Below are 24,821 nucleotides of genomic sequence, written 5' to 3'. Positions count from 1 at the left end.
GGAAAAGTGATGTGATTAAACGTATTAGTGTACTTATTACATGGTTTGGTTTTTTAGCTGTTTTACTTTGTGCTGCTTTGTATATCACTAAGCCTGTATTAAATGCTGATATGTTTAGTTTATTACCAAAATCACATTCTCAATTGGCGTACGGCGAAGAGGTCTTTTTTAAAAAAAATGCAAACCGTATTATGTTTTCATTTACTGGTGATGGTAAAAACTTAGCACATGACGAGCTTAAATCATGGCTGTTAAAACGTGATATAAAAAATAGCTTTGAACTGCCAAGCATTGTGCAGTTATCTTCAGTGTTCTCTGCGTATCAACATGCGCTGCTTAGCGACAATTATAAAAATAGTATGGTTGATAAAGCACAGTTTGAGTCATTTTACCTTACTCAATTAAATCAATTAGGAAACCCTTTTGTAAGTGCCACCCTAAAAGCCGATATTAGTTTAAGTCTTGCTGCATTTATAGGCGATAATTTAAAACAAAGTCAGTTATTCTCTTTAAAAAATGAGCGGTTAACGCGCCGTCTAAATCATACTGATTATGCTGTTATATTGGCTACCATTCCTAACAATAGCCTCCCAATTGATGAGTCTATTAAGCTTGCGAGCAGCATTAAAAATAAGCTTGAAAGTTTAAATGATACGTACCCACAGACCACTATTCGCTATTCAGGTGCTCTTTTTCATACAGCTGAAAACGCTCAGCAAGCTAAGTATGAAATGAGCTTATTTGGTGGCCTTAGTGTAATCGCATTACTTTTAATGGTGTTTTGGGTATTTAGGCAAGTCAGTAGCATTTTACTTGCAAGCTTAACCGTACTTAGTGCACTGGCTGGTGGTGCTACGGCCATGGTATTTGTGTTTAATTCGATTCATTTATTAACACTGGTTTTTGCTGTAACCCTAATTGGTATAGCTATTGATTATGCATTTCATGCGATGACTGATTTAGCGTATGGCAACAGTTTTTACCAAAGTAGTGGGTTAAGCAAAGGCACAAAAACAGCTTTGCTTTTATCTTTTATTACAACAGGCCTCGGCTATAGCTGTTTATTAGGTGCGCCAATTTCACTTTTATCGCAAGTAGCAGTGTTTGTAATTGCTGGGCTTGCGAGCGCCTGGTTATTCACATTAATTATATTACCTATCTGGCAATCTAAGCTTGTACTCTCTGAGCGAAGTTTGATTAAAAGTCAGCAGTTATTAGGTTTAATGGTGCGCTTTAACCGTTGTAAGCAATCGGTTTTACTCGTATTGGGGCTGGTGTTAATGTTTTTGTTTTACCTTAAACCCATTTCATTTAACAACGATGTACGTTTACTAAATGCAAGCCCACAGCAACTAATACTTAATGAGCAAAAGCATTTAACTTTATTGGGACAGTTAGATGCCCACATTGTATTTTTATTTGCATCAAATGCTGAACAACTTCTGCAAAAGCAAGAGCAACTAATAGATGATTTAAAGCGTATTAACCCACATCTTAAACACAATGCTATTAAGCGTTGGTTACCTAGTAAGCGCACGCAAAAAAATAATTTAGCGCTCTTTAATGGGGCTGTTAAAAACGATGTGTTAACTATCACTGAAAAATATACAGGGATAAAAGTTGAGTCAGCTAACACAGAACTTTTGAGTTACGACGCTTTAGCAAGTAGTCATTTTTCAGCACTTTTAAATGCACAAATGTTTGTTGAGCCTAATAAGGCTATTACTTGGTTTTCTGTATCGGGAGTATCCACGCACGCGTTAACTTCTAACGTTAATGCTTATGAAGATGCGTTTATATATAACAAGCCTGAGCAAATCAGTAGCTTACTTGAAAACTACAGCCAGTATTTATTGCTTACATTGGGCGTGGCCATTGTTATTTGCTTTGTTTTATTTAGCTATAAATTTGGCCTTCGGATTGGCACTGTGCAGGTGATAACATTAAGTGCCAGCCTGTTGACTATGCTTTGGGTATGTAATGCAGCGCAAGGAAGTATCTCAATTTTTAATCTGCTAGGTGGCTTACTCATTATTGGCCTAGCCATAGATTATTTAGTGTTTTACCAAATTAACAACTTAACGGCGGTAAATGTATTGGCCATTAGCTTGTCGGCCGCCTCTTCGATGTGTGTATTTGGTATGCTCGCCTTTTCAAATACTCCCGCCATTTTTAGTTTTGGCCTTACTGTTATGGTAGGGATTTTAGCCGTATATATTTTATCTCCATTAAGTGTATTAAAGTCTCAAAAGGAATAATAATTTGAACAACCTTGAGCAGTATGATGTTGTGGTTATAGGAGCAGGGCCTTCAGGTGCACTTGTAAGTAGCTTATTAGTACAAAAAGGCTGGAAAGTGCTGGTGCTAGAGCAACAAGTGTTTCCTCGTTTTTCAATTGGCGAAAGCTTATTACCTCAATGTATGGAGTATTTAGCGGATGCTGGGCTAGTTAAAACAATACATGAATATGCGGATGAGCTTGGCTTTCAATTTAAAGATGGTGCTGCGTTTCATCGTAATGGCCAAAATACAGCTATAAATTTTACTGAAAAATTTAGCCCAGGCCCGGGTACTACTTTTCAAGTTAAACGGGCTGATTTTGATAAGCTGATTGCTGATAGAGCGCAGCATCAAGGCGTTGAAATTCGCTATCAGCATAGTGTTATTGGTTTTACTGATGAAGCCGCTAGTGCGACGCTGCAAGTGCAAAATAATAAAAAACAAACGTATGACGTAAGGGCTAAGTTTGTACTTGATGCGAGCGGTTTCGGCCGAGTTTTACCAAAACTTTTAAATTTAGAAAAACCTTCTACTTTTCCTGTGCGTAGTGCTTATTTCAGTCACTTTAATGATGGCATTACTGACGAGCTGTTTGATAGAAATAAAATTTTAATAACCGTTCACCCTAAATTTAATGATGTTTGGTATTGGCTCATCCCCTTTAGTGATGGCACGTCCAGCATTGGGGTTGTGGCAAAGCAAACACGCTTTAATGAGATTAGTGAAGCTGACACCTTAAAACAGTTTATAGAGCAAGACCCTTACTTAAAAAAACTTTTAGCTAATCGCGTACCTATAACACAAGCGCGTAGCATTAGTGGTTACTCTGCTAATGTATGTACGCTACATGGAAAGCATTTTGCTTTACTAGGCAATGCGGGTGAATTTTTAGATCCGGTGTTTTCATCTGGGGTGACTATTGCTTTAAAGTCTGCACACTTAATTGCCCCCCTTATTGATGATTATTTAAATGGAGAAGTGATTGATTTTGAGGAATGTTACGCCGAGCCATTGCAGGCAGGAGTTGATTGTTTTAAAACCTTTGTTAAAGGTTGGTACGATACCCGATTTCAAGACGTTATTTTTTATTCAGAACAAAACTCGCAGGTTCGTGAAATGATCAGTGCTATTTTAGCGGGTTACGCATGGGATAAAAATAATCCATTTGTTGCTCAAAGTGAGCGTCGTTTAAATGTATTAGCGCAGCTATGTCAAAATTAATCCCAGTTATTGAGGCTCATATCAGACACTTTTTAAAATGTACTTTTATAGCTTTAGTGTGTGTTTGCATAACAGCATGTAGTAGCACATATAAAAGCAGTGAGCGTGTTGATATTTCTGCAGCCACTACACTTGATATTTCGCATGTGCCTGTACAAATGTTTGATCAAAATTGGCAGCATGTTTTATATATTCAAAACAATGAGAAAGAGCATACATTATTAGCACAATTAGAAATAAACAAGCAGGGTACTATCAACTTATTGTTAATGACTACACAAGGTTTACCTATTTTAAAGCTTGAGAAACTAAATAACCAACCACCTAATGTTACTAAAATGATAGTCGGTGTTGATTTAGACCCAGCTTATATATTGGCAGATATTGCCTTAGTGCATTGGCCTGTATTATTTCTTAATGAGAAAATATCTGGGGCGATTATAAAGCAGATAGCCACACAAAGGCGTGTAGTAAAAAATAACCGCTCGATTATTACAATAAATTATAGCGATAATAAAACAGTACTAAATAATAGTGAGCGACATTATCAAATTACATTTGAGAAGGTAAACTAGTGACTTTTTGGTTAAATGATTTAGGCATTGTAAGTGCAATGGGCAAAGGCGTTGAAGATACAATTATTAGCCTAAATAACTTACAAAATAATGAAGCCCCACAGCTTTTAAAGACAAAAGATTTAAGCACAGAGGGTTTGCCATTTTATGTTGGGCACGTGGACTGCGTTCCTCTAAATCAAAAGCACCGTATTGATACGCTAATTGATATAGCCCTTGAGCAAATATCCCCAACACTTAAGCGTTTTTCACATATTGATAAATCACGAATTGCTGTTGTGGTAGGTACAAGTACATCTGGGGTGCATGATGGCGAACAAGCTCGAGCTGAACACGACAGTTCAGGTGTGTGGCCAAGTGACTTTTTATATGCTGATCAAGAACTTGCTACTCCTTCGCATTACATAGCCGAAAAAGTAGGGGCGTTAGGTCCTTGTTATAGTATTTCAACGGCATGTACCTCAAGTGCTAAAGCTCTCATTAGCGCAAAAGCTTTAATAACTGCTGATTTAGCAGACGTTGTAATTTGTGGTGGCGTAGACAGCCTTTGCAAACTTACCATTAATGGATTTAATGCCTTGGCATCAATGAGCACTGGAATGTGTAAGCCTTTTTGCGATGACAGAGATGGTATTAATATTGGTGAGGGTGCTGCGTTATTTGTCATGAGTAAAGAAGCACCGTTAGAAAATGGCGTTATGTTTTTAGGTGGTGGGGAAAGCTCTGATGCTCATCACATTTCGGCGCCAGACCCTAGCGGTAATGGTGCAAAATCGGCAATGAAAGCAGCTCTGGCCGTTGCTGACTTATTACCTAGTGATATTGACTATATAAATGCACACGGCACAGCAACAATTAAAAATGACGAAATGGAAGCCCTTGCAATTAATAGTGTGTTTGGCAACAATACACCGCTGAGCTCCAGTAAGTACTTAACTGGGCACACTTTAGGTGCAGCTGGTGCAATTGAAGCAGGTATTTGTTGGCTGTTGCTCAGAGGGAGAGGAAATATTACTTTGCCTTTTAATAAATGCACACACAGAAATAAGCTGGCAGATGTTAACGTTATTGAGCAAGCTAGCACGGTTAAATTAAATTACTGTCTATCTAACTCATTTGCGTTTGGTGGTAATAATGCTAGTTTGATTTTAGGTACTCATAATGAATAATTATTCTATAGAGCAGGTTGTACCCCACGATGCTCCTATGATCTTAATAGATCAGTTAGTTGAATACAGCGATGAAAGTGCAACCTGCTCTGTGACTATTACACCCCAAAGCCCTTTTTATAATGAGCAAATTGAGGGAGTGCCAAGTTATATCGGTGTTGAATATATGGCCCAGTCTATAGCTGCCTATGCTGGAGCATTAGCTAACGATATTAATGAAGCGGTTAAAATTGGCTTTTTGATCGGCACGCGAAAATATAAAACACATCAGGCCATGTTTTATAAAAACAGCACCTTAACTATTTATGTTCACAAGCTTTACCAAGAAGAATCTGGTTTAAGTGTGTTTGAATGCCAAATAAGTGAAAATAAAAAAATACTGTGTGATGCAAAAATAAATGTATTTCAGCCAGAAGATCCGCTGGAATTTATAAGAGAAAACCAATGAATAAAAGAATTTTAGTGACCGGCTCTAGCCGGGGTATAGGTAAGGCTATTGCACTTAAACTTGCAGCTCAAGGCTATGACATTACTGTTCATTGCAGAACTGGTTTAGAGCAAGCTCAGCAAACATGTGCAGAAATACACGCACTTGGACAAAGCACTACACTACTACAATTTGACGTATGCGATAGAGCAGCGGCAAAGCAACAAATTGAGCAAGATATTACAAACAATGGTGCTTACTATGGTGTGGTGTGTAATGCGGGCATTACCAACGATATGGCTTTTCCGGCAATGCAGGGCGATGATTGGGATAGCGTAATTAGAACTGGGTTAGATGGCTTTTATAATGTTGTGCACCCAACAGTTATGCCCATGGTACAAACTCGTAAAGGTGGGCGCATTATTACTATGGCTTCAGTGTCGGGTATTGCGGGCAACAGAGGGCAAGTAAATTACAGCGCAGCGAAAGCAGGTATTATTGGCGCTACCAAAGCCCTATCGCTGGAACTAGCTAAGCGAAAAATTACTGTAAATTGTGTAGCGCCTGGTTTAATTGAAACAGCAATGACGGATGAGCTTCCGGTTGCTGAAATGATGAAAATGATTCCACTTAAACGTATGGGAACAGTGAACGAAGTGGCTGGTACAGTTGCATTTTTAATGTCTGATGATGCTGCTTACATCACTCGCCAAGTTATTTCGGTTAACGGCGGGATGGTTTAATGAAACGTGTTGTTGTTACAGGGATGTCGGTTATAACCGCATTGGGCGATGATTGGGATGAATTTAAAAGCGCCTTGATTAAAGGTGAAAATGCAGTTGTAACAATGCGTGAATGGGATAAGGCTGATGGGCTTAATACGCGCTTAGCTGCCCCTGTCACCCATTTTGAAAAACCTAACCATTATAAACGTAAGCAAATACGCTCAATGGGGCGAGTGGCACTTATGTCCACACGTGCAACTGAGCGTGCGCTTGAGCAAGCTGATTTACTTGAACATAAAAGTCTTACAGATGGCTCTACCGGTGTAGCATATGGCTCATCCACCGGCTCAACACCGCCGCTTCTCGCATTTGCAAATATGTTGGAAAGTGGCTCAATGTCTGGAGTCACAGCTACAAGCTATATTCAAATGATGGCACATACAGCGCCAGTAAATGTAGGCGTATTTTTTGGCTTAAAAGGACGAGTGATCACCACAAGTTCGGCATGTACGTCTGGCTCGCAGGGTATTGGCTACGCCTATGAGGCAATTAAATTTGGTCGTCAAAAAATAATGGTAGCAGGGGGGGCAGAAGAACTTTGTATTACCGAAGCAGCTGTATTTGATACGCTGTATGCTACAAGTATTAAAAATGACACCCCTAAAAATACGCCTCGCCCATTTGATAAAAACCGTGATGGCTTGGTTATAGGAGAAGGTGCCGGTACTTTAATACTTGAAGAGTATGAGCATGCTAAAGCTAGAGGGGCAAATATATTAGCTGAGGTTGTCGGTTTTGGCTGTAACTCTGATGGACAACATGTTACTCAACCATCTTCAGATACCATGCAAATAGCTATTGAAATGGCATTGCAAGATGCCAATTTATCACCTGATAAAGTAGGTTATGTCAATGCGCATGGTACCTCAACCGATAGAGGTGATATTGCTGAGTCTCATGCCACTTTTAATGCGCTGGGAGTTAAACCTATTAGCTCTTTAAAAAGCTATTTAGGGCATACTTTAGGGGCGTGTGGTGCAATAGAAGCATGGGCTACTATTAATATGATGAGCGATAATTGGTTTGCACCTACAATAAATTTAACCGATATAGATAATGATTGCGCTGAGCTTGATTATATTAAGACACAAGGGCGAGAAATTAACACCGATTATGTCATGAGTAATAACTTTGCATTTGGTGGGATTAATACATCTCTTATTTTTAAACGGTATAAGCAAGATTAACCAAGTTTATAAACACTAATCACTAACTGTTGACTCATTTTTGCTGTATAATTTGCGACCCTTGATAAATGTGGCCGCAGGTTATACAGCATGAATTTTAAATCTTTTAGTTTTTCCCCTGAACTTATTCAGGCGTTAGACGAACTTAATTACCACACCCTTACGCCCATTCAGCGTTCAGCTATTCCGGCTGTTCGTAAAGGTAAAGACGTTTTAGCAAGTGCCCAAACAGGCACAGGTAAAACGGCTGCGTTTGCTTTACCTATCATCCAAAAATTAACTGAATCTGAGCTAAGCACAAGCAATGCTCCGCACGCGTTAGTGCTTGCGCCAACTCGTGAGCTGGCAGAGCAAATAGCAAATAACTTTAAAGCCTATGCAAAACATACCGCTTTAAAAGTAGTGAGCTTATTTGGCGGTGTTAATACCGCAGGCCAAGCAAATGCACTTAAAGACGGCGTAGATGTTGTAGTTGCAACTCCAGGGCGTTTACTTGATCATATTCGTTTAGGTAATTTAAGCCTAGCAAGCGTTAAACACTTAGTACTTGATGAAGCTGATCGTATGCTTGATATGGGCTTTATTGAAGATATGCAAAGTGTTATTAAAAGTTGTGACGAGCAGCGCCAAATTTTACTTTTCTCAGCCACTTTTCCAGCGGCTATTAAGCAGTTTGCAGCAAAAGTATTAAAACAGCCTGAAATTGTTCGCGTAGATCAAACCAATAGTACTGCAAGTACGGTACAGCATGTTGTGTACCCAGTTGAAGAGCGCCGTAAACAAGAGCTGCTTTCTGAGCTGATTGGTAAAAAGAACTGGCAACAAGTACTTGTGTTTGTAAACATGAAAGAAACGGCGGACGAGCTGGTTAAAGAGCTTAACCTTGATGGTATTCCTGCCACTGTATGTCATGGTGATAAATCGCAAGGTAACCGCCGCCGTGCACTTCGTGAATTTAAAGAAGGCAAAGTACGTGTTTTAGTGGCTACCGAAGTTGCAGCGCGTGGTATTGATATTGAAGGCCTACCACGAGTAATTAATATTGATTTACCATGGCTTGCAGAAGATTACGTACACCGCATTGGCCGTACAGGTCGTGCTGGTAATCAAGGCCAAGCTATTTCGTTTGTAAGCCGCGAAGAAGAAAACACCTTGTTTGAGATAGAGTCGTTAATTGGCCAAAAAATCAAGCGTGTTTACTTAGAGGGTTATGAAGTAAGTAGCCGTGAAGTACTTATTGATAAAATAGGTAAAAAACCAGCGCATTTACGTCGTAGCCGTACTAATAAGCCAACAGGCCAAGCAACAGGCGAAGCACGTGCGGTAAATCGCTCACGTATTTCAAATGTGCGTAAAAGCTTAAAAGGCGCCAAGCTTACCCTTAAAAAGTAAGCTTAAAAAATTTAGCATTTATAAAAAAACCTGAGGTTTACTCAGGTTTTTTTGTGCCTCAATTTAGCTCAAGGTGTAAACAAAAAAACCTCACTAAGTGAGGTTTTTGATTAATAATTTAAAAGGGTTAAGCGTTTTCTAACATTGAGAGTGCAACGGCTTCAGCCGCTTTAATACCATCAATACCTGCAGATAAAATACCACCTGCGTAACCTGCGCCTTCACCCGCTGGGTATAAACCTTTAGTATTTATGCTTTGGAAGCTTTTATCGCGCTTGATACTAATAGGTGATGATGTACGGGTTTCTACCCCTGTTAATAAACCGTCGTTTGTAGAAAAACCACGAATCTGCTTATTAAATGCAGGTATGGCTTCGCGTATTGCATCGATAGCAAACTGCGGGAGTACATTTGCTAAATCGGTGAGTTTTATTCCTGGTGTAAACGATGGTTGTACATCACCTAAATCGCCCGATGCTTTTCCTTTTAAAAAGTCGCCAATTAACTGTGCTGGTGCATCGTAGTTGCTACCGCCTAATGCATAGGCTTGCTCTTCTAGTTTACGTTGCAAATCAATGCCGGCAAGCGGGTGACCAGGGAAGTCTTTTTCAGGTGTAATACCTACTACAATGGCACTATTTGCATTGCGCTCACTACGAGAGTATTGGCTCATACCGTTTGTTACTACGCGGCCTTCTTCAGAGGTGGCGGCTACAACAGTCCCTCCTGGGCACATACAAAAGCTGTAAACTGTGCGGCCATTATCACAATGGTGAACGAGTTTGTAATCGGCTGAGCCTAAAATGGGGTTACCCGCGTTAGGCCCAAAACGACACTCATCAATCATGGATTGCTTGTGCTCGATTCTAAAGCCCACAGAAAACGGTTTAGCTTCTACATAAATGCCTTTATCGTGAATCATTTTAAAGGTATCACGGGCGCTATGTCCCACAGCAAGTACTACATGGCGGGTATTGAGCTTTTCACCGTTTGAAAGCGTTAAGCCAGTTACTTGTCCATCATCTATATGAATGTCGTCTGCGCGGGTACTAAAGCGGATTTCGCCGCCAAGTTCAATAATACGTGCGCGCATTTTTTCAATCATGGTAACAAGTTTAAACGTACCAATGTGTGGCTTACTTACATATAAAATTTCATCTGGTGCGCCGGCTTCTACAAATTCGGTGATAACTTTACGCCCGTAATGTTTTGGATCTTTTACTTGGCTGTATAGTTTACCGTCTGAAAATGTACCTGCGCCACCCTCGCCAAACTGCACATTAGACTCTGTATTAAGGGTACGTTTACGCCAAAAGCCAAAGGTGTCTTTGGTACGTTCGCGTACTTCTTTACCGCGCTCTAAAATAATAGGGTTAAAACCCATTTGAGCCAGCACTAAGCCCGCAAATAATCCACACGGGCCAAAGCCAATTACTACAGGTCTCTCAGTAAGATTAGCGGGGGCGTGGGCAACAAATTTGTATGAGGTATCAGGGGCAGGCTTTACGTGCTGATCTTTAGCAAATGCGTTTAACAGCGCTTCTTCGTTATCTACTTCAATATCGAGGGTATAAATAAGTAAAATAGCCGTTTTTTTACGTGCATCGTACCCACGTTTAAACACATTGTAGCTGTGTAGCTGCGCTGGCTGTATTTTTAGTTTATCAACTATGGCTTGGCCTATAGCGTCTTCATTATGATCAAGCGGCAGCTTTATTTCGGTTAAACGTATCATTGTTATCTCTTTTAGGTGTCTTAGCGGTAATATTATCCGCTCACAATAAGAAGTGTAGGGCACGTAATGGCTATACATTAAGGGCGCATATATTACGTTAAATTGACCGCAGATGGCACATATTTATTGTGTTTTTAATGGGGTTGGGTATGATCCTCGCTTTAGATAATTAATTACTAGGTTTAAACTATTATGGCGTTTGTGGTCACCGAAAACTGTATTAAGTGTAAATACACAGATTGTGTGGCAGTGTGCCCTGCAGATGCCTTTTACGAAGGCCCTAACTTTTTAGCAATAAGCCCTATTGATTGCATAGATTGTGGATTATGCGTACCAGAGTGCCCAGCTGAAGCAATTTACCAAGAAGACGAGCTGCCTGAAGAGCAAAAAGAGTTTACCGAGCTTAATGCTGAGCTTGCATTGGTGTGGCCACGCATTGTTGAGGTAAAACCAGCGCCTGCTGACGCCGATAGTTGGAATGGCGTGGCTAATAAGCTTAAATTAATTGAAACCTAGCTTTTAAATTAAGCCTTTAATATTAATTAGTTAAAAAAGCCATTGTTTTTAGTATCAAACTATTAACAAATGTACTGACTTAAATTACACTGCATAAATAAGTTTACCTTTTAAGGGTAAACACGTCTAAATGGATGTTTATGCAGTACTTAATAATTATAAAAAAACAATGCAGTGCTTTATTCCCCTTCTTATTAGCACTTTTATTTTCTAACCACCTTTATGCCAGTGAAAAACAGCAGCATTCTCTTGTACATATAAATGCAGATATTACTGTAGATGGCGTACTTGATGAGCCCCACTGGCAAAATGCCACTTTAGTTCCTATAGCATTTCAAGATGAGCCTAACGAAAAGGGCACCCCACCGGTTAAAACCGATGCTTACATGTATGAAGATGGCAGCAACTTATATGTTGCATTTGTAGCCGAAGATCCACAGCCGAGCGAAATAACAGCGTCACTACGTGATAGAGATACGCTTTGGCAAGATGATACGGTTATTTTAATTATTGACACTTTTAACGACGAACGTTCAGCTTACGAATTTTATGTAAATCCATTGGGTGCGCAAGGTGATACGCGGATGAGTGACACCGATGGCTGGCAATCAGACCCGTCTTGGGATGCAATATGGGATAGCGCAGGGCAAATTACCGACCAAGGGTTTGTGGTTGAAATGCGTATACCTTTTAAAGCGCTAAGATTTCCTGAAAATAAAACAGATTTAACATGGGGCTTTGCCCTTATGCGAAATTACCAACGTGATGTACTGTATCAGCTTTCAAATATGGGGTTTGACCGAGATATAAAATGCAGTTTATGTCAGTTTGATAAATTAAATGGCTTTAAAAATATAAAAGCCAGCAAAAATCTGCAACTAACGCCCACACTTACTGCGCTCAGAAATGATTCAAAAGCTACCTTGCCAGGGCAGTGGGATAATGGCGATATAGACACCGAAGCTGGCCTTGATTTACGCTGGGGGGTTACACAAGATGCGGTAATTAATGCCACTATAAACCCAGATTTTTCGCAAATAGAAAGTGATGCGTTAGCCCTTGATGTAAATACCACGTACTCAATTTATTATGCAGAAAAACGACCATTTTTTTTAGATGGCGCATCCTACTTTAAAAGCAGTTTATTTGAACTATTGTATACCCGCACTATTGCAGAGCCTGAAGTAGGGGCGAAATTAACAGGTAAAACAGGGCAACATAGCTATGCATTTATGTATGCCGATGACAATAATAGCAATATTTTATTACCTACAAATCAAGGCTCTGGTTTTGCAATTTTAGAGGATAAAACCCATGCAGCAGCAGCGCGTTATCAATACGATATTGGCCAGCAAGGCACTATAGGGCTAAGTACGACTCACCGCGAAAGCGATGATTACTACAATACAGTACTTTCTGTCGATGGCAGCTATTGGTTTAATCAATCAGATCTACTGACCTACCAGGTAGCTACAACAGATTCTAAAAACTCTGATTTTTTAACAAGTAACTATAACTTATCTAAAACTCAATCTGATGAAGCGTACGCTATAGAGTTTACCCGTGATAAACGTGACTACAATTTGTTTGCTAGCTACGAAAATATAGGTAAAGACTATCGTACTGACTTAGGTTATCAAGAAAAAGTAGATTATGAGAACGTAGGCTTTGGGGGCGGGCAAACCTGGTATGCAGATGAGTCTGGCTTATTAACGTCATGGTCTTATGAGGCTGATTGGGATAAAACATGGGCGCAAAATGGCGACCTACTTGAAGAAGAATACCAAGGGTTTATAACATTAAAAGGGCAAAAGCAGTCTATTTTTGAAATTGGCTTACTGCATCGTTATGAAAACTATAATGATGCTTTTTATAATCAAAATATTGGCTTTGTTTATACGGGCTTTAAACCTAAAAATAATATATGGCTTTCGTTTTACGGTGAGTATGGCAGCCGCATTGATTACGCCAATGAGCAAATTGGCGATTCGTATGCTACGCAAACGCAAGTTACGTGGGATATAAACGATCATTGGCAAGTAGACGCTACACATAACTACAGCGTTTTAGATAACCCTCAAGGGGAGCGAGTTTATACTGCGAACTTATTAGATTTTAGGCTTTATTATAAATTTAGCATGCGCGCTATGCTCAAGCTTATATTGCAATTTGAAGACATTGATAGAAATAAAGACGCCTACTACTACCAAGTTAGCCACATTAATAAAGACTACGGCAGCCAATTAGTTTACTCGTACAAAATTAATGCTCAAACATTATTTTATTTAGGCTACTCAGATAAAAGCTATCAAGACGATTCCCTAAAACACGTTGAAAGAGATCAACGCACATTTTTTACAAAAGTGAGCTATGCATGGCAACTTTAAATAACCATTAAAAGGATGAATATGAAAACAATAAAAATAACTATCGCAGCTGCAATGGTAGCAACCCTAGCGGGTTGTGCTGCTAAGCAAGATATAACTCGCTTTGACACTGTGAAACCAGAAGTAGTATGTATAGCTGAACATAAGGCAGTTAAAGAAGGCGTTGTCACAGCAATGGAAGAAGGGTTTGCAAAACATAACGTCAAAACACGTGTAATTGCTGCTAACTATGTATTGAAACATCAGGAGTATCAAACTGAATTACCTAATGCTGACATCGCAGGGTGTAATGCCGTTGCTTATTACGTGGCTAACTGGCATTGGGATTTAGCGTTGTACATGTCATACGCGAATATTTGGGTTACAGACGCTCAAACCAATAAAAAAATTGCGCAAGCATCTTATCGCACCGGCGGTGGTTTGGATAAGTTTATAGACGCGAAAGAAAAAATTATCGAACTAATCGATGGTATGTATTAAATACTTGTAATATTAGTTTTTTCAAACATTTTAAGCTTAAGGTTTATTTTTATTCATCACACTCTATAATTAGTTAATTATTAAGCATTAATTTATTCTTTTTGAGTACAGTTCTAAAAATTTTAATGAATAAGGACTGTGCTATAGCTTGCTTAGTACTAAAAACAGGCGATATAATCGTCTTTTAGTAACGGGTTTATAGGATAAGTAATTTAGATGGATTTTGTTGATGAATAAATTTAAACCCTTAGGCGGCATTTTTTTTGTATTTATCTTGTTTTGCTTTTGTTTAAACATCGAACTAACAAACCAGATTAACCGCATTAATTTATTCAATCCTGATATAGATTTGCGCCACTTTGATATTGTCGATACAACGCTCGAAATGGCGCCTTGGTATAACCCTATGCTCAATGGGCACTATTTAATTCACCAGCCTTCTGCCGATTTTTTGTTAGTTAAAACTACCGACACGGAATTTATCGCTGCAAACGCAACAAAGCTTATTTTAATGACGCTAACGTCGCCAATAAACTTTATATTGGTGTGTATGGCATTGTTTGTTGGCTTTACAATTATTCGTAAAGAGCGTAAAAAAATCTCTTATCAGCATCAAATTGCACAACTGAATAACAACGCTAATCAATTGCTTGTAGCCTTTAACCTACAACCCCAACACGACAACCCGTCAGGGCTGGGTAATTTAAGCCAGTCAATAAACAATTTAAATACCCATGTTGCTAATTATTTAAAGCAAACACAAACAAGTATCTGCCAAGATAAGCTAACCTTGCTCATTGACCGCCATGCTTATATTGAGCATATAGATAGGCAAATAAATTTTACTGACGAAGAGCAGCTTAAATGCGCCTTGTTGTTTATTGACCTAGATGGCTTTAAACAGGTAAATGACTCGTTTGGCCACAGCTTTGGTGATGAAATTTTGGTACAGGTTGCTACGCGCTTAGCCAACGTATTACGCCATCATAAGTTAAGTAATATTAACGAGGCGAATCAGTTAGAGCAAAATTTATCACGTTTAGGCGGTGACGAATTTTCAATTTTTATTGAGTCAGTAGATACCGATAATAAAGTAGTCGATATTGCTAAGCACGTACTCAGTGAACTTGAAAAGGACTTTGTACTGGGTAATAAAATAATAAAAATTAGCGCCAGTATTGGTATAGCGGCTTACCCAGAGAGCGCATCAACCCCACAAGCATTATTGCAATTGGCCGATGTGGCAATGTACCGTGCAAAAAGCGATGGTAAAGGGGTTTTTAAAGTGTACTCCCCAGAGATGGGTAATAAAATGCGCCGCTATCACTATTTATTAGAAGAGCTGCGTTTAGCGGTTGCGTGTAAAGACTTTTACTTATCGTTTCAACCTATCGTGCATGTAGAAGATTGCATGATAGATTATTTTGAAGCGCTTACACGCTGGGATCATCCTATAGCAGGGATGATTTCACCGGCGGAGTTTATACCTATTGCCGAGGAGTCTAACCTTATTTTAGAGCTTGGCGATTGGATTATGCATGAGTCGTGTAGGCAAATGGCGGCATGGCATAATGCCGGAATGCGCAAAGTAAAAATTTCGGTTAATGTATCGGGTGTGCAATTAAAGCACCGCTCAGTGTACGATTGGATAATGAAAAACCTAAAAAACACAGGGCTGCCATCGCATTCTTTAATGCTAGAAATAACAGAGTCTACGTTTATTAAAGCCAGTAAAAGTATGATTGAAGAGCTTGAGCGGCTTCGTGCAGAAGGTGTGACAATTGCTATTGACGATTTTGGTACCGGCTTTAGTTCATTAAGTACATTGGCTGATTTGCCCATTGATGTAATAAAAATAGATCGCTCGTTTATCTCTCAAGCCGATAAAAGTCCAAAGTACAATGACATCCTTAATACTATTAGCGAATTAGGTCAAAAGTTAGGACTTAAAATAGTGGCAGAGGGCGTAGAAGAAATTGAGCAGTTTGAACTTGTAAAACGCATGGGTGTAAGCTCTGTACAAGGTTATTTGGTTAGTCGCCCAGAATCCTCTATCAATGTGGGTAACAAAGTTTTACGTAAAAATACCGCTAACTTATCTGCAGCGGGCACTAGCGCGTGGGAGATAGAAGGTTAGAGCCTGTATATTATTATAGGTAGTTTAATAGCTTATGGAGGGTTTTAGGCTAAGGCTATGGTATTAAATTGCCCCTACCGATAGCGATTAACTTGAGCATTTACTGGTGCAGCTATTTAGGCCAGGAGATGTTAAACCCTGTATTGTGCTTAATTGCCCCTAAATAAAACTAAGTTCTTTAGGGCTAAAGCCCTAAAATTTAGTAAAAAAATGCCACTTTTAAAAGTGGCATTTTTGTTTGTAGAATCTAACAACTACAATTTTATAAATCGAATGTGCGTGATATAGCAAGTACTATACGCTCATCAGCGTAATCGTAATCTAGGCTTGTGTCTTCAGCAGCAATCTCAATGCCAAAGCCTTCGTAGCTAGTTTGATACGCTAGGCGGTAATGTTTGTATGATTTCTTTTGGTTTACATCCCATGCCCATTTTTCGCCATCAAGCGAATTAGAAATATCAAAGCTTGCACGAATGGCATGATTTGGGGCAATTTCAAAGGTGTGGGCAATCATAGAAATAACATGGCCAGCACCTGTACCAAAGTAATCCCAGCTATACCAAAAGTTTAGCTCTGTTTGACCATACTCACTTGCATAGCCAAATTTTGTGTAGGCTTCGGCGTAGTTACCATCGCTGTTATTACCTTGGTATGTGTAATAAGCAATACCGTAATCAGCGCTAACCTTGTCAGTTAATTGCACGTATTTACCTAGGTAGGCATCAAGTTCAAAATCAGTGTCATCACCAAAATCTACATTAGATGCCCATGCACCTGCGTACACACCGCTGTCGAACGCGTAATCAAGGCTTGCTTGAATTGCAGGGTCGTTATCAGTTTGTGTTACACCGTTAAAAGTATAGTCAGATGCTGCTGTAATGGTTGTTGACCAGTTAGCTGACACCGTAGTTGATAAAAGTGCGAAAGGTAGCGCTACGGCTAGTTGTTTTAGTTTGTTATTCATTGTTGATCCCTAATGTACAGTTTCTATTTTTGTGTAATCTATTTTGTTTGCTTTTGGCGAACTGTCTATATTGTTAACCGTTTTAAATTTGCTGTAGCCAATAAACGCAGCACAACCAAAAAACAGTGCAATTACTAACGCGCCAACCCATTGAATTTGTAAAAACTCAAGCTTAAACAATAGGGTTAGTAACGAAAGGGCAACAATATTGAGTATCATATAGTTCATTTTACCTAAACGTTTAACAGTTAAGTTAAGGTTATCTGTGTATAAGCGTATTAATGAATCAAGCGAATTAATAACAAACACTATCCCAACAAATACCATGGCAAAGTTTTTAATACCCGCTGTTGAAATTCCCATTTCGTGGTAGTGATAAAGTACGCTAAACCAAATCGCAATCGGAATAGATGGAAATATCAACATTGCACCTAATACTTGGTATGTTTTAAGGCCGCCTACAAAACGAGACGTAAATTGGCCAATCATAATGCTCCACGCAAACCACCAAAATAGATAAAATTCATGGTAGTCATTAAGCGGTAAAACAAACTGATTTATATTGGCAAAGTAAGTACCAATTTCAGCAAGGTTATTGGTAAATGCCGACATTTCGCTATCACCAACGACAAAGGCACCTGCCCACATAAAGGCAATTAATGCGATAAATAACCACGTTGTAGAAATACTTAAAAAGCGCACGTATTTAATATCTGTACTTGAGTACACAGCAAAGCAAATAGCTGCAAATACAATAAAGTAGAAGGTAGGTATAACGCTCGAACCATCGCCTAGCTCTGGTAAGTACCACGGCAAGTTAGAAAGCAGTAGGTAAGCTGTAAAGGCACATGTGCCAATAATAACTACGTTATTAATGAACTTAACCCATGAAATTTCGAAAAATTTAACTTTGGGCTCTATTACACAGAAATAAAAGCACGTAAGAAAGTAAAATCCCCAGATCAAGAATCCCCAATAGCCAAACTCAATAGCCAGTGGGTTTGCAAACGCGTATTCTGGGCTTGCTTTTATGTCTGCATAACCTGCAAATTCGGTTAATGGAAACATGATTAGGCCAACGTCTAGGCCTGAGGTAAATAAGATTGCGATAAAGGTAAACGTTCTCACTGGTGTTACGCCTACTACGCGTACGTTACCCCATTTAAATAAAATAGTAATAACAGCAAGTAGCGTAAATATAATGCCAGCACTAAGCCATATAGTCATTATCGCCCTCCCAAAATGAATAAAAGTAACTCATAAGTTCTCCGTTTTTGTTTTATTGCTTGCATAAACACCGCGTAACCAATTTACGCCGTGAGCCACTGCAAGTTGAACGTGCCCTACATAGTGTTAGGCACGTTATGGCTTAATTAAATCTCGCTATTACGTTGCGTTGTTTGCCAATTACTGCTCATGGCAACGTTTACCGATGCCTGTGTAAGTGGGGTTTTACCTAAAATTAGATCAGCTGCTTTTTCTGCAACCATAATTGTAGGGGCATTTAAGTTGCCATTTGGCACCGTAGGGAAGATTGACGAGTCAACAACACGCAGCCCTTCAATACCATGAACTTGGGTATTAGAATTAACCACGGCCATGTCATCTTCGCCCATTTTGCAAGAACAAGACGGGTGATAGGCACTTTCTACTGCTTGGCGTACAAAGGCATCTATTTCTTCGTCGGTTTGAATGTGCTTACCTGGTTGAATTTCTTCATCGCGGTAGTCATCAAATGCGCTTTGCTCAATAATGTCGCGAGTTAGGCGCACACACGCTCTAAAACCTTCAATATCGTCTTTATGCTGTAAGTAGTTAAATAAAATTTTTGGCGGTTGCTCAGGATTAGCTGATTGAATTGTGACACTACCCCGGCTTTTAGGTTTGTTATGACCTACATGCACCTGAAAACCATGGCCCGCAAATGCACTGCGCCCATCGTAGCGCATCGCCGCTGGTAAAAAGTGGTACTGAATATCTGGCCATTCAACGTCTGGTTTTGAGCGAATAAACGCACACGACTCAAAGTGGTTTGTTGCACCTAAGCCTTTTCGGGTCAGTAGCCATTTAGCGCCAATTAAGCCTTTTGAAATAAGACCTAATTTACCGTTTAAGGTAATAGGTTGTTTACACTTGTACTGAAAGTAAAACTCAAGATGATCTTGTAAGTTTTGACCTACGCCTGGTAAATGATGCTTTACCTCAACACCGGCTTCTTCAAGTATGGCTTTATCGCCAATACCCGAAAGCTGTAAAATATGAGGTGAGCCAATTGGACCTGCACTTAATACAACGTCTTTTGTCGCATGCGCCGTTTTAAGAGTGCCATTTACTGTGTACTCAATGCCTGTGGCTTTTTTGCCTTCTAAAATCACTTTTTGTGCTAAAGCACCTGTAATAACTGTTAGGTTACTGCGTGATTTTACTGGGTCTAAATACTCGCGCGAGGCCGAACTGCGCACACCGTCTTTAACTGTCATGTGCATCGGGCCAAAGCCTTCTTGCTGAGCTGCGTTGTAGTCGTCTGTGTGTGCATACCCTGCTTCTACACCTGCTTTAATAAAGGTGGTGTAAAGCGGGTTTTGCATTTCGTTACCGTTATTAACGCCAAGCGGGCCTGTGCCACCACGGTGCGCATTTTCACCTAAATAAAAGCTTTCTGCTTTTTTAAAGTAAGGTAAGCACGACTGATAATCCCAGCCGTTAGCACCGTGTTGCTGCCACTCGTCAAAATCTTTCGCATGCCCACGTACATATACCATGCCATTAATTGATGATGAACCGCCTAACACTTTACCGCGTGGGCAGTGCATTTCTCGGTTATCTAAATACGGCTCTGGCTGAGTGTGAAATTGCCATGCGTATTTATCTGTATTCATAGGAATAGAGAGCGCAGTTGGCATTTTGATAAATATACTTTTATCGCTACCACCGGTTTCTAGCAATAGCACTTTATTGTTTGTATCTTCAGATAAGCGATTTGCAAGTACACAACCTGCAGAACCGGCGCCAACAATAATATAGTCGTAAGTGTTACTCATAGTTGCCACCTTAAAACGGGCTTTCTATGTCGGCCATGCCCACATAAATAGACTTAGTTTGCGTGTAATGATCAAGCGTTTCTATGCCATTTTCACGGCCGATACCTGATTGTTTGTAACCACCAACAGGCATTTCAGCAGGTGAATTACCGTAAGCATTAATCCAACAAATACCAGCTTCTAATTGGTGAATAACACGGTGCGCACGTTTAATATCGCTAGTAAATACGCCTGCGGCTAAGCCAAGGTGTGTACCATTTGCACGGGCGATAACATCGTCTTCGTCTTCAAAAACAAGCACGCTCATAACTGGACCAAATATTTCTTCTTTAACAATAGTCATGTCATCGTTGCAATCGGTAAATACCGTAGGTGCTACAAAGTAGCCATTAGGCGCTGATTCAGGAGAAAGAGTTGTACCGCCAGTAAGTAGCGTTGCACCTTCGGCCAAGCCACTTTCTATGTAGCTCATTACCAACTCTTGATGCTTTTTAGATATTAATGCCCCAAAGTTAGTATTTAAATCTTGTGGGTCTCCGGCAATAATATTTTGCTCAGTACGTGTTTTAAGCTCATCAATAAATTGTTGATAGACATTTTTATGAACATAAATACGGGTACAGTTAGTACAAATTTCGCCTTGCGTATAAAAGTTACCTAGCATGGCAGCACTGACTGCTTGCTCAATATTGGCATCTTCAAACACTAATAAAGGTGATTTACCACCTAATTCCATTGTTACGTCTTTTAATGTACCAGCAGCGCTTGCCACTACTTTTTTACCTGTGCCTACTTCACCAGTAAACGACACTTTGTCTATTTCACTGTGAGAGGTTAACCACTGACCTACATCACCCGCACCTTGCACAACGTTAAATACGCCGGCAGGTACGCCTGCTTCAACAAAAATTTCAGCTAGTTTAATAGCACCTAAAGGGGTTTCTTCTGAAGGTTTAAAAATAAACGCATTACCTGCGGCAAGGGCAGGGCCCGATTTCCAACATGCAATTTGCAGCGGGTAGTTCCATGCACCAATACCAGCACAAATGCCTAGTGGCTCTTTGCGGGTATAGTAAAAGTCTTCGCCAACCATTTGCTGCTGGCCAACTTGCGCTGGTGCTAGGCCTGCAAAGTATTCAATTACATCTGCGCCTGTTTCTATATCAACGCAGTTAGCTTCTTGCATTGGTTTACCTGTATCAAGCACTTCAACTAAGGCAAGCTCATCATTACGCTCACGCAATAAAGCAACCGCTTTTAATAAAATACGGCTACGTTCTATTGGGCTCATTTTTGACCATTGAGCAAAGCCTTGTTTTGCACTTTCGATAGCCGCGTTTTGAATAAATTCGTCGGCTACTTCTACCGAGTAAATAACTTCATCTGTGGCTGGGTTTTTTACATCAAAAGTTTCACCACTTTGGTTTGCAAGGAAGTGGCCGTTAATAAAGTTTTGATAGACAGGTGTAGTCACGCTAGGCTCCATATTGCTTGATGAGTGAATGTACATAGCTTTTTGCTAATGTTTCACTGTGTTTAAATTGGTTTTCGTCAGATTGACTTAATACTGCTCTTAACCATAGGCCATCAATCATGGCGGCGCTAAGTTCTGCAGCTTGTTTTGCTTGCTTTACGGGCATTAGTTGCTTAAAAGAAAATGCTAAATTACTTTGCAAGCGATTACTGTTTACATTTTGCAGCCTGTGCAGTTCTTGATCGTGCATTGACTGCGCCCAAAAACTTAACCACGTTCGCGTGGTGTCATTGCGCTGTTGAACAAGTGCAAAGTTGGCCTCAACAATAAACATCAAACGCTCAATTGCGCTGGTGGTTGGCTCAACTTTTTCAATTAATTCATTTTTTAAATTTGATAGCAAATACCTAACGGTTGCCTCTATTAACCCCTGCTTGCCACCAAAGTAATGGCTAATAATGCCAGATGATAAACCCGCATTTTTACTGATGGTGTTAATAGTTGTTCCTTGCAAACCGCGCTGTGCAACTGACTCAATGGTCGCGTCAATTAGCTGCTGACGCCTGACAGGTTCCATTCCGACTTTAGGCATAATTTTTATTAATTGAACGTTCAATAAAGATAAGCTTAATGTAATAGCTCTAACAATTCAAGGCGCAAGTAAACAACCAGATACCAAGATGTAGATGGGTTATTAATAAAAACGGGTTAATTTGTAGTAGTGCTGTTTGCAGGCCTTTATTAATAAAGTTGATTATATTCAGTGGGTTATATGTTAATTTTTAAATGGTAAAAATAGTAAGGATTTGTTTACGGGGTATGAGTAATAAAAAAGATAAATATTCGTTAGAATGGTAATAGTTAGAGTACGAAGGGTATTTTAAATAAGCAAACGAAACCATTTTACATGTTTAATTAGTGTACTAATTAAAAAAATAGCAGTGTGTAATGGTTATAAGAGGAGGGGTTAAGGTTAAAAAAGGCGTGTAAATTAGGCGCTATTAATAACGCCTTTAAATAATAGTGGGTAGCGTCTAAGGCGATTACCTATGTAATCATCGGCTAAGATTTGTTGGCATATAAAATTAACATCGTTACTGGCCTCAAACACCCAGTCAAAGCGTTCAATAGCCAGCAAAAAACCGCGTTTAAGGTGAGTCTGTTCGCGGTATTCATTTAGGTTTCGACGGATTATCTCCAGCTTTTCTGGGTGCGCTTGCAGCTCAGTAATTACCTGGTTTATAAACGTGGTGGTTTGCTTGTTTGAGGTGCGTTTACGAATGCGTCTTGGCTGCATTATTCCTCATTAGCAATGTTGTATAGTTTTTTTAAAAAGTCGTCTTTATGTTTGTCATGCTCATAATCTAGGTGATAAGCATTATGAAACCCAAAGCGTAACAATACGCCGCTACCTTCTAAGTAAATAGTGTAGCCGTCAATGTCAGAGTAAGCCGTAACACCTTGATAATGTTTACCAATATCATTTTGTTTACCGCGCTGCTGAATACGTTCGTACACAGAGAGGATCTGCTTGTTGTCGAGTTCGTTTTTCATCATTAACCCTTTATTGTTTAAAGCTATTACGTTTTATATATGAGGGTCGATCACCGTAAAAACAATGCCTAATAAGCGCTAAAATAATCTTGCTATTAACTGGTTTTACCTTATGCTCAAGACTCATTTTTTGTTGAGCTTACACCATGATAGACAAGGCTTTACTCCTTAAAACTCGCGAACTGTCAGAGCAATTAATTGCTTTACAAACACCCATTAGAATACTCGATGCCATTAACTGGGATAAACAAATCAAAGAGGCGTTTTTTAGGCAAAAGTGCCAAAAAAATCCGCTAATCGATAGCGCCTATTACCAGCAACGAGATTTAGGATTTGTCCCCAGCGAATTACGCCAAGCGTTTTCTAACTTGCACCGCAATATTATTAACCAGTTAGGTCAGCTAAATCCTATTTCTCAATACATGGGTAAAATGTGTAGCGAGTATAAAACGGTGCTCAGTATGCTTGAGTATAGAGGAACGCCTGAGTTTCATGATTTGTCGGTAGAGCTTTTTGGTCACCCAAAAGATTTATTCCATGCAGGTGAACCTTCACTGTTCGAACTTGCCAATATGTTAGAAAAACCACTGCAAAACTTATTAATAGCCGATATTTTGCCTGATGATCCTAAAAATATTAATGCAAGTGATGCCGTGCGTATTCTGTCTGAGCAAGTGAATAGCAGTATGGCGGGTATTAATGTAGAGGTTATGCTCAGCGATGGGATTGTCAGTGATGCTGCTGCAGGTGCAAATAACATTAAGCTAAATCAAGATGTTAAATTCTCACAGCGTGAGCTCGATATTTTAGAAGTGCACGAAGGGTGGATACACGTAGGTACAAAGCAAAACGGGCTAGCTCAGCCTTATTTAACCTGTTTAAGTAAAGGGACGCCAAGCTCAACAGTGACTCAAGAAGGCTTAGCTGTTTTAACCGAAATAATTACCCTTAAATCAACACCTAGGCGTTTATCAAAGTTAGTAAATCGTATTCAAGCAGTTACTAAAGTGATTGATGGTGCAGAGTTTGTTGATATATACAGTGACTACTTAGCGCAAGGGCTTTCAAAAGATGAAAGCTATACGTTAGCACAACGTGTATTTAGAGGCAGCACGGCAACAGGCTTACCTTTTACTAAGGATATTGCTTACATTAAAGGATTTGTGCTGGTATATAACTTAATTCGTGTTGCTATACAGCTTGGCCGCATTGATCAGCTGCCATTATTGTTGGTCGGAAAAATATCGATTGATGATTTTAGACTTATATCGCAATTACATAGTTTAGGTGTAATAGAAAGCCCAAAATTTGTACCACCACATTTTAAAGATTTACGAGGTTTAGCAACGTGGCTAAGCTTTGGCAGATTTATAGGTAACTTATCGTTTGAACAGTTAGAAAACGACTATAAACCATTATTTTTGTAATAAGTAGCGCAGGTTGCTTTTATTAGAGCCTGCTCTGTTGAGCAAAAAGATAAACAAGCCCCAGTTATTT

At 39.5% G+C, this 24,821-nt stretch carries 21 protein-coding genes; 13 read left to right on the top strand and 8 right to left on the bottom strand.

Features of this window, described 5'->3' with window-relative positions:
• The first annotated feature begins 11 nt into the window (after positions 1–11).
• The 8 genes from PSH48_RS06150 to PSH48_RS06115 all read left to right on the top strand — a co-directional run bounded on the left by PSH48_RS06150 (position 12) and on the right by PSH48_RS06115 (position 9,036).
• Positions 12–2,258: a transporter gene (locus PSH48_RS06150; protein WP_273611129.1), complete on the top strand. Its 2,247-nt coding sequence runs from the start codon at positions 12–14 to the stop codon at positions 2,256–2,258.
• A 4-nt stretch (positions 2,259–2,262) separates the two neighbouring features.
• Positions 2,263–3,501, top strand: a complete 1,239-nt coding sequence (locus tag PSH48_RS06145; RefSeq protein WP_273611128.1) for an NAD(P)/FAD-dependent oxidoreductase — start codon at positions 2,263–2,265, stop codon at positions 3,499–3,501.
• Positions 3,489–4,076 (top strand): DUF3261 domain-containing protein, encoded by a 588-nt coding sequence (locus PSH48_RS06140; RefSeq protein WP_064387204.1) that lies wholly within the window; start codon positions 3,489–3,491, stop codon positions 4,074–4,076. The genes PSH48_RS06145 and PSH48_RS06140 overlap by 13 nt, the downstream gene beginning before the upstream one ends.
• Entirely contained in the window at positions 4,076–5,245 is a 1,170-nt protein-coding gene (locus tag PSH48_RS06135; RefSeq protein ID WP_138577290.1) for a beta-ketoacyl-ACP synthase, read from the top strand. Before PSH48_RS06140 ends, PSH48_RS06135 begins: the two co-directional genes overlap by 1 nt.
• Positions 5,238–5,693 (top strand): ApeP family dehydratase, encoded by a 456-nt coding sequence (locus PSH48_RS06130; protein WP_029772004.1) that lies wholly within the window; start codon positions 5,238–5,240, stop codon positions 5,691–5,693. The genes PSH48_RS06135 and PSH48_RS06130 overlap by 8 nt, the downstream gene beginning before the upstream one ends.
• A complete protein-coding gene (fabG, locus tag PSH48_RS06125; RefSeq protein WP_029772005.1) occupies positions 5,690–6,415 on the top strand; it encodes a 3-oxoacyl-ACP reductase FabG in 726 nt (241 codons plus the stop codon). The genes PSH48_RS06130 and fabG overlap by 4 nt, the downstream gene beginning before the upstream one ends.
• Complete coding sequence (locus PSH48_RS06120) at positions 6,415–7,644, top strand: beta-ketoacyl-ACP synthase (RefSeq protein WP_004586462.1); 1,230 nt, start codon at positions 6,415–6,417, stop codon at positions 7,642–7,644. The genes fabG and PSH48_RS06120 overlap by 1 nt, the downstream gene beginning before the upstream one ends.
• Positions 7,645–7,734: 90 nt before the next feature.
• Positions 7,735–9,036: a DEAD/DEAH box helicase gene (locus PSH48_RS06115; RefSeq protein WP_004586461.1), complete on the top strand. Its 1,302-nt coding sequence runs from the start codon at positions 7,735–7,737 to the stop codon at positions 9,034–9,036.
• A gap of 127 nt (positions 9,037–9,163) precedes the next feature.
• Here the strand turns inward: PSH48_RS06115 and PSH48_RS06110 are convergent, their stop codons facing one another.
• Positions 9,164–10,771 carry an NAD(P)/FAD-dependent oxidoreductase gene (locus PSH48_RS06110; protein ID WP_273611127.1) on the bottom strand — a complete coding sequence of 536 codons (1,608 nt, stop codon included), beginning with the start codon at positions 10,769–10,771 and terminating at the stop codon, positions 9,164–9,166.
• Between the two features lie 192 nt (positions 10,772–10,963).
• Here PSH48_RS06110 and fdxA point away from each other — a divergent pair, with 192 nt between their 5' ends.
• From fdxA to PSH48_RS06090, 4 genes are all read left to right on the top strand, one after another.
• Positions 10,964–11,287 (top strand): ferredoxin FdxA, encoded by a 324-nt coding sequence (fdxA, locus tag PSH48_RS06105; protein ID WP_055254052.1) that lies wholly within the window; start codon positions 10,964–10,966, stop codon positions 11,285–11,287.
• A 140-nt stretch (positions 11,288–11,427) separates the two neighbouring features.
• Positions 11,428–13,674, top strand: a complete 2,247-nt coding sequence (locus tag PSH48_RS06100) for a carbohydrate binding family 9 domain-containing protein (RefSeq protein WP_273611126.1) — start codon at positions 11,428–11,430, stop codon at positions 13,672–13,674.
• Between the two features lie 21 nt (positions 13,675–13,695).
• Positions 13,696–14,154, top strand: coding sequence for an Sbal_3080 family lipoprotein (locus PSH48_RS06095; protein ID WP_004586456.1), 459 nt, complete (start codon positions 13,696–13,698; stop codon positions 14,152–14,154).
• A 229-nt stretch (positions 14,155–14,383) separates the two neighbouring features.
• Entirely contained in the window at positions 14,384–16,291 is a 1,908-nt protein-coding gene (locus PSH48_RS06090) for a putative bifunctional diguanylate cyclase/phosphodiesterase (protein WP_273611125.1), read from the top strand.
• Between the two features lie 262 nt (positions 16,292–16,553).
• On the opposite strand, the gene PSH48_RS06085 is transcribed toward PSH48_RS06090, so the two are convergent.
• From PSH48_RS06085 to PSH48_RS06055, 7 genes are all read right to left on the bottom strand, one after another.
• Complete coding sequence (locus tag PSH48_RS06085) at positions 16,554–17,255, bottom strand: TorF family putative porin (protein ID WP_248461999.1); 702 nt, start codon at positions 17,253–17,255, stop codon at positions 16,554–16,556.
• Positions 17,256–17,264: 9 nt separating this feature from the next.
• On the bottom strand, positions 17,265–18,482 hold the full coding sequence (locus tag PSH48_RS06080; protein WP_004586453.1) for a BCCT family transporter: 1,218 nt from the start codon (positions 18,480–18,482) through the stop codon (positions 17,265–17,267).
• Positions 18,483–18,628: 146 nt separating this feature from the next.
• Positions 18,629–20,296, bottom strand: coding sequence for a choline dehydrogenase (gene betA, locus PSH48_RS06075; RefSeq protein ID WP_096042949.1), 1,668 nt, complete (start codon positions 20,294–20,296; stop codon positions 18,629–18,631).
• Between the two features lie 10 nt (positions 20,297–20,306).
• Positions 20,307–21,770, bottom strand: coding sequence for a betaine-aldehyde dehydrogenase (gene betB / locus PSH48_RS06070; RefSeq protein WP_264389872.1), 1,464 nt, complete (start codon positions 21,768–21,770; stop codon positions 20,307–20,309).
• A 1-nt stretch (position 21,771) separates the two neighbouring features.
• Positions 21,772–22,347 carry a transcriptional regulator BetI gene (gene betI, locus PSH48_RS06065; RefSeq protein WP_024031790.1) on the bottom strand — a complete coding sequence of 192 codons (576 nt, stop codon included), beginning with the start codon at positions 22,345–22,347 and terminating at the stop codon, positions 21,772–21,774.
• 414 nt (positions 22,348–22,761) lie between these two features.
• A complete protein-coding gene (locus PSH48_RS06060; RefSeq protein WP_273611124.1) occupies positions 22,762–23,067 on the bottom strand; it encodes a hypothetical protein in 306 nt (101 codons plus the stop codon).
• Positions 23,067–23,324, bottom strand: a complete 258-nt coding sequence (locus tag PSH48_RS06055) for a DUF3081 domain-containing protein (protein WP_024031788.1) — start codon at positions 23,322–23,324, stop codon at positions 23,067–23,069. Before PSH48_RS06055 ends, PSH48_RS06060 begins: the two co-directional genes overlap by 1 nt.
• A 146-nt stretch (positions 23,325–23,470) precedes the next feature.
• On the opposite strand from PSH48_RS06055, the gene PSH48_RS06050 reads away from it, so the two are divergent.
• The gene (locus tag PSH48_RS06050; RefSeq protein ID WP_273611123.1) at positions 23,471–24,751 is read left to right on the top strand and encodes a flavohemoglobin expression-modulating QEGLA motif protein; all 1,281 of its coding nucleotides are present in this window, start codon (positions 23,471–23,473) and stop codon (positions 24,749–24,751) included.
• Positions 24,752–24,821 lie beyond the last annotated feature (70 nt).

Origin of the sequence: Pseudoalteromonas sp. Angola-4 (assembly GCF_028599265.1) — a bacterium.
GTDB classification, from domain to species: Bacteria; Pseudomonadota; Gammaproteobacteria; order Enterobacterales; family Alteromonadaceae; genus Pseudoalteromonas; species Pseudoalteromonas atlantica.
This window is presented reverse-complemented; position numbering and strand designations above follow the sequence as displayed.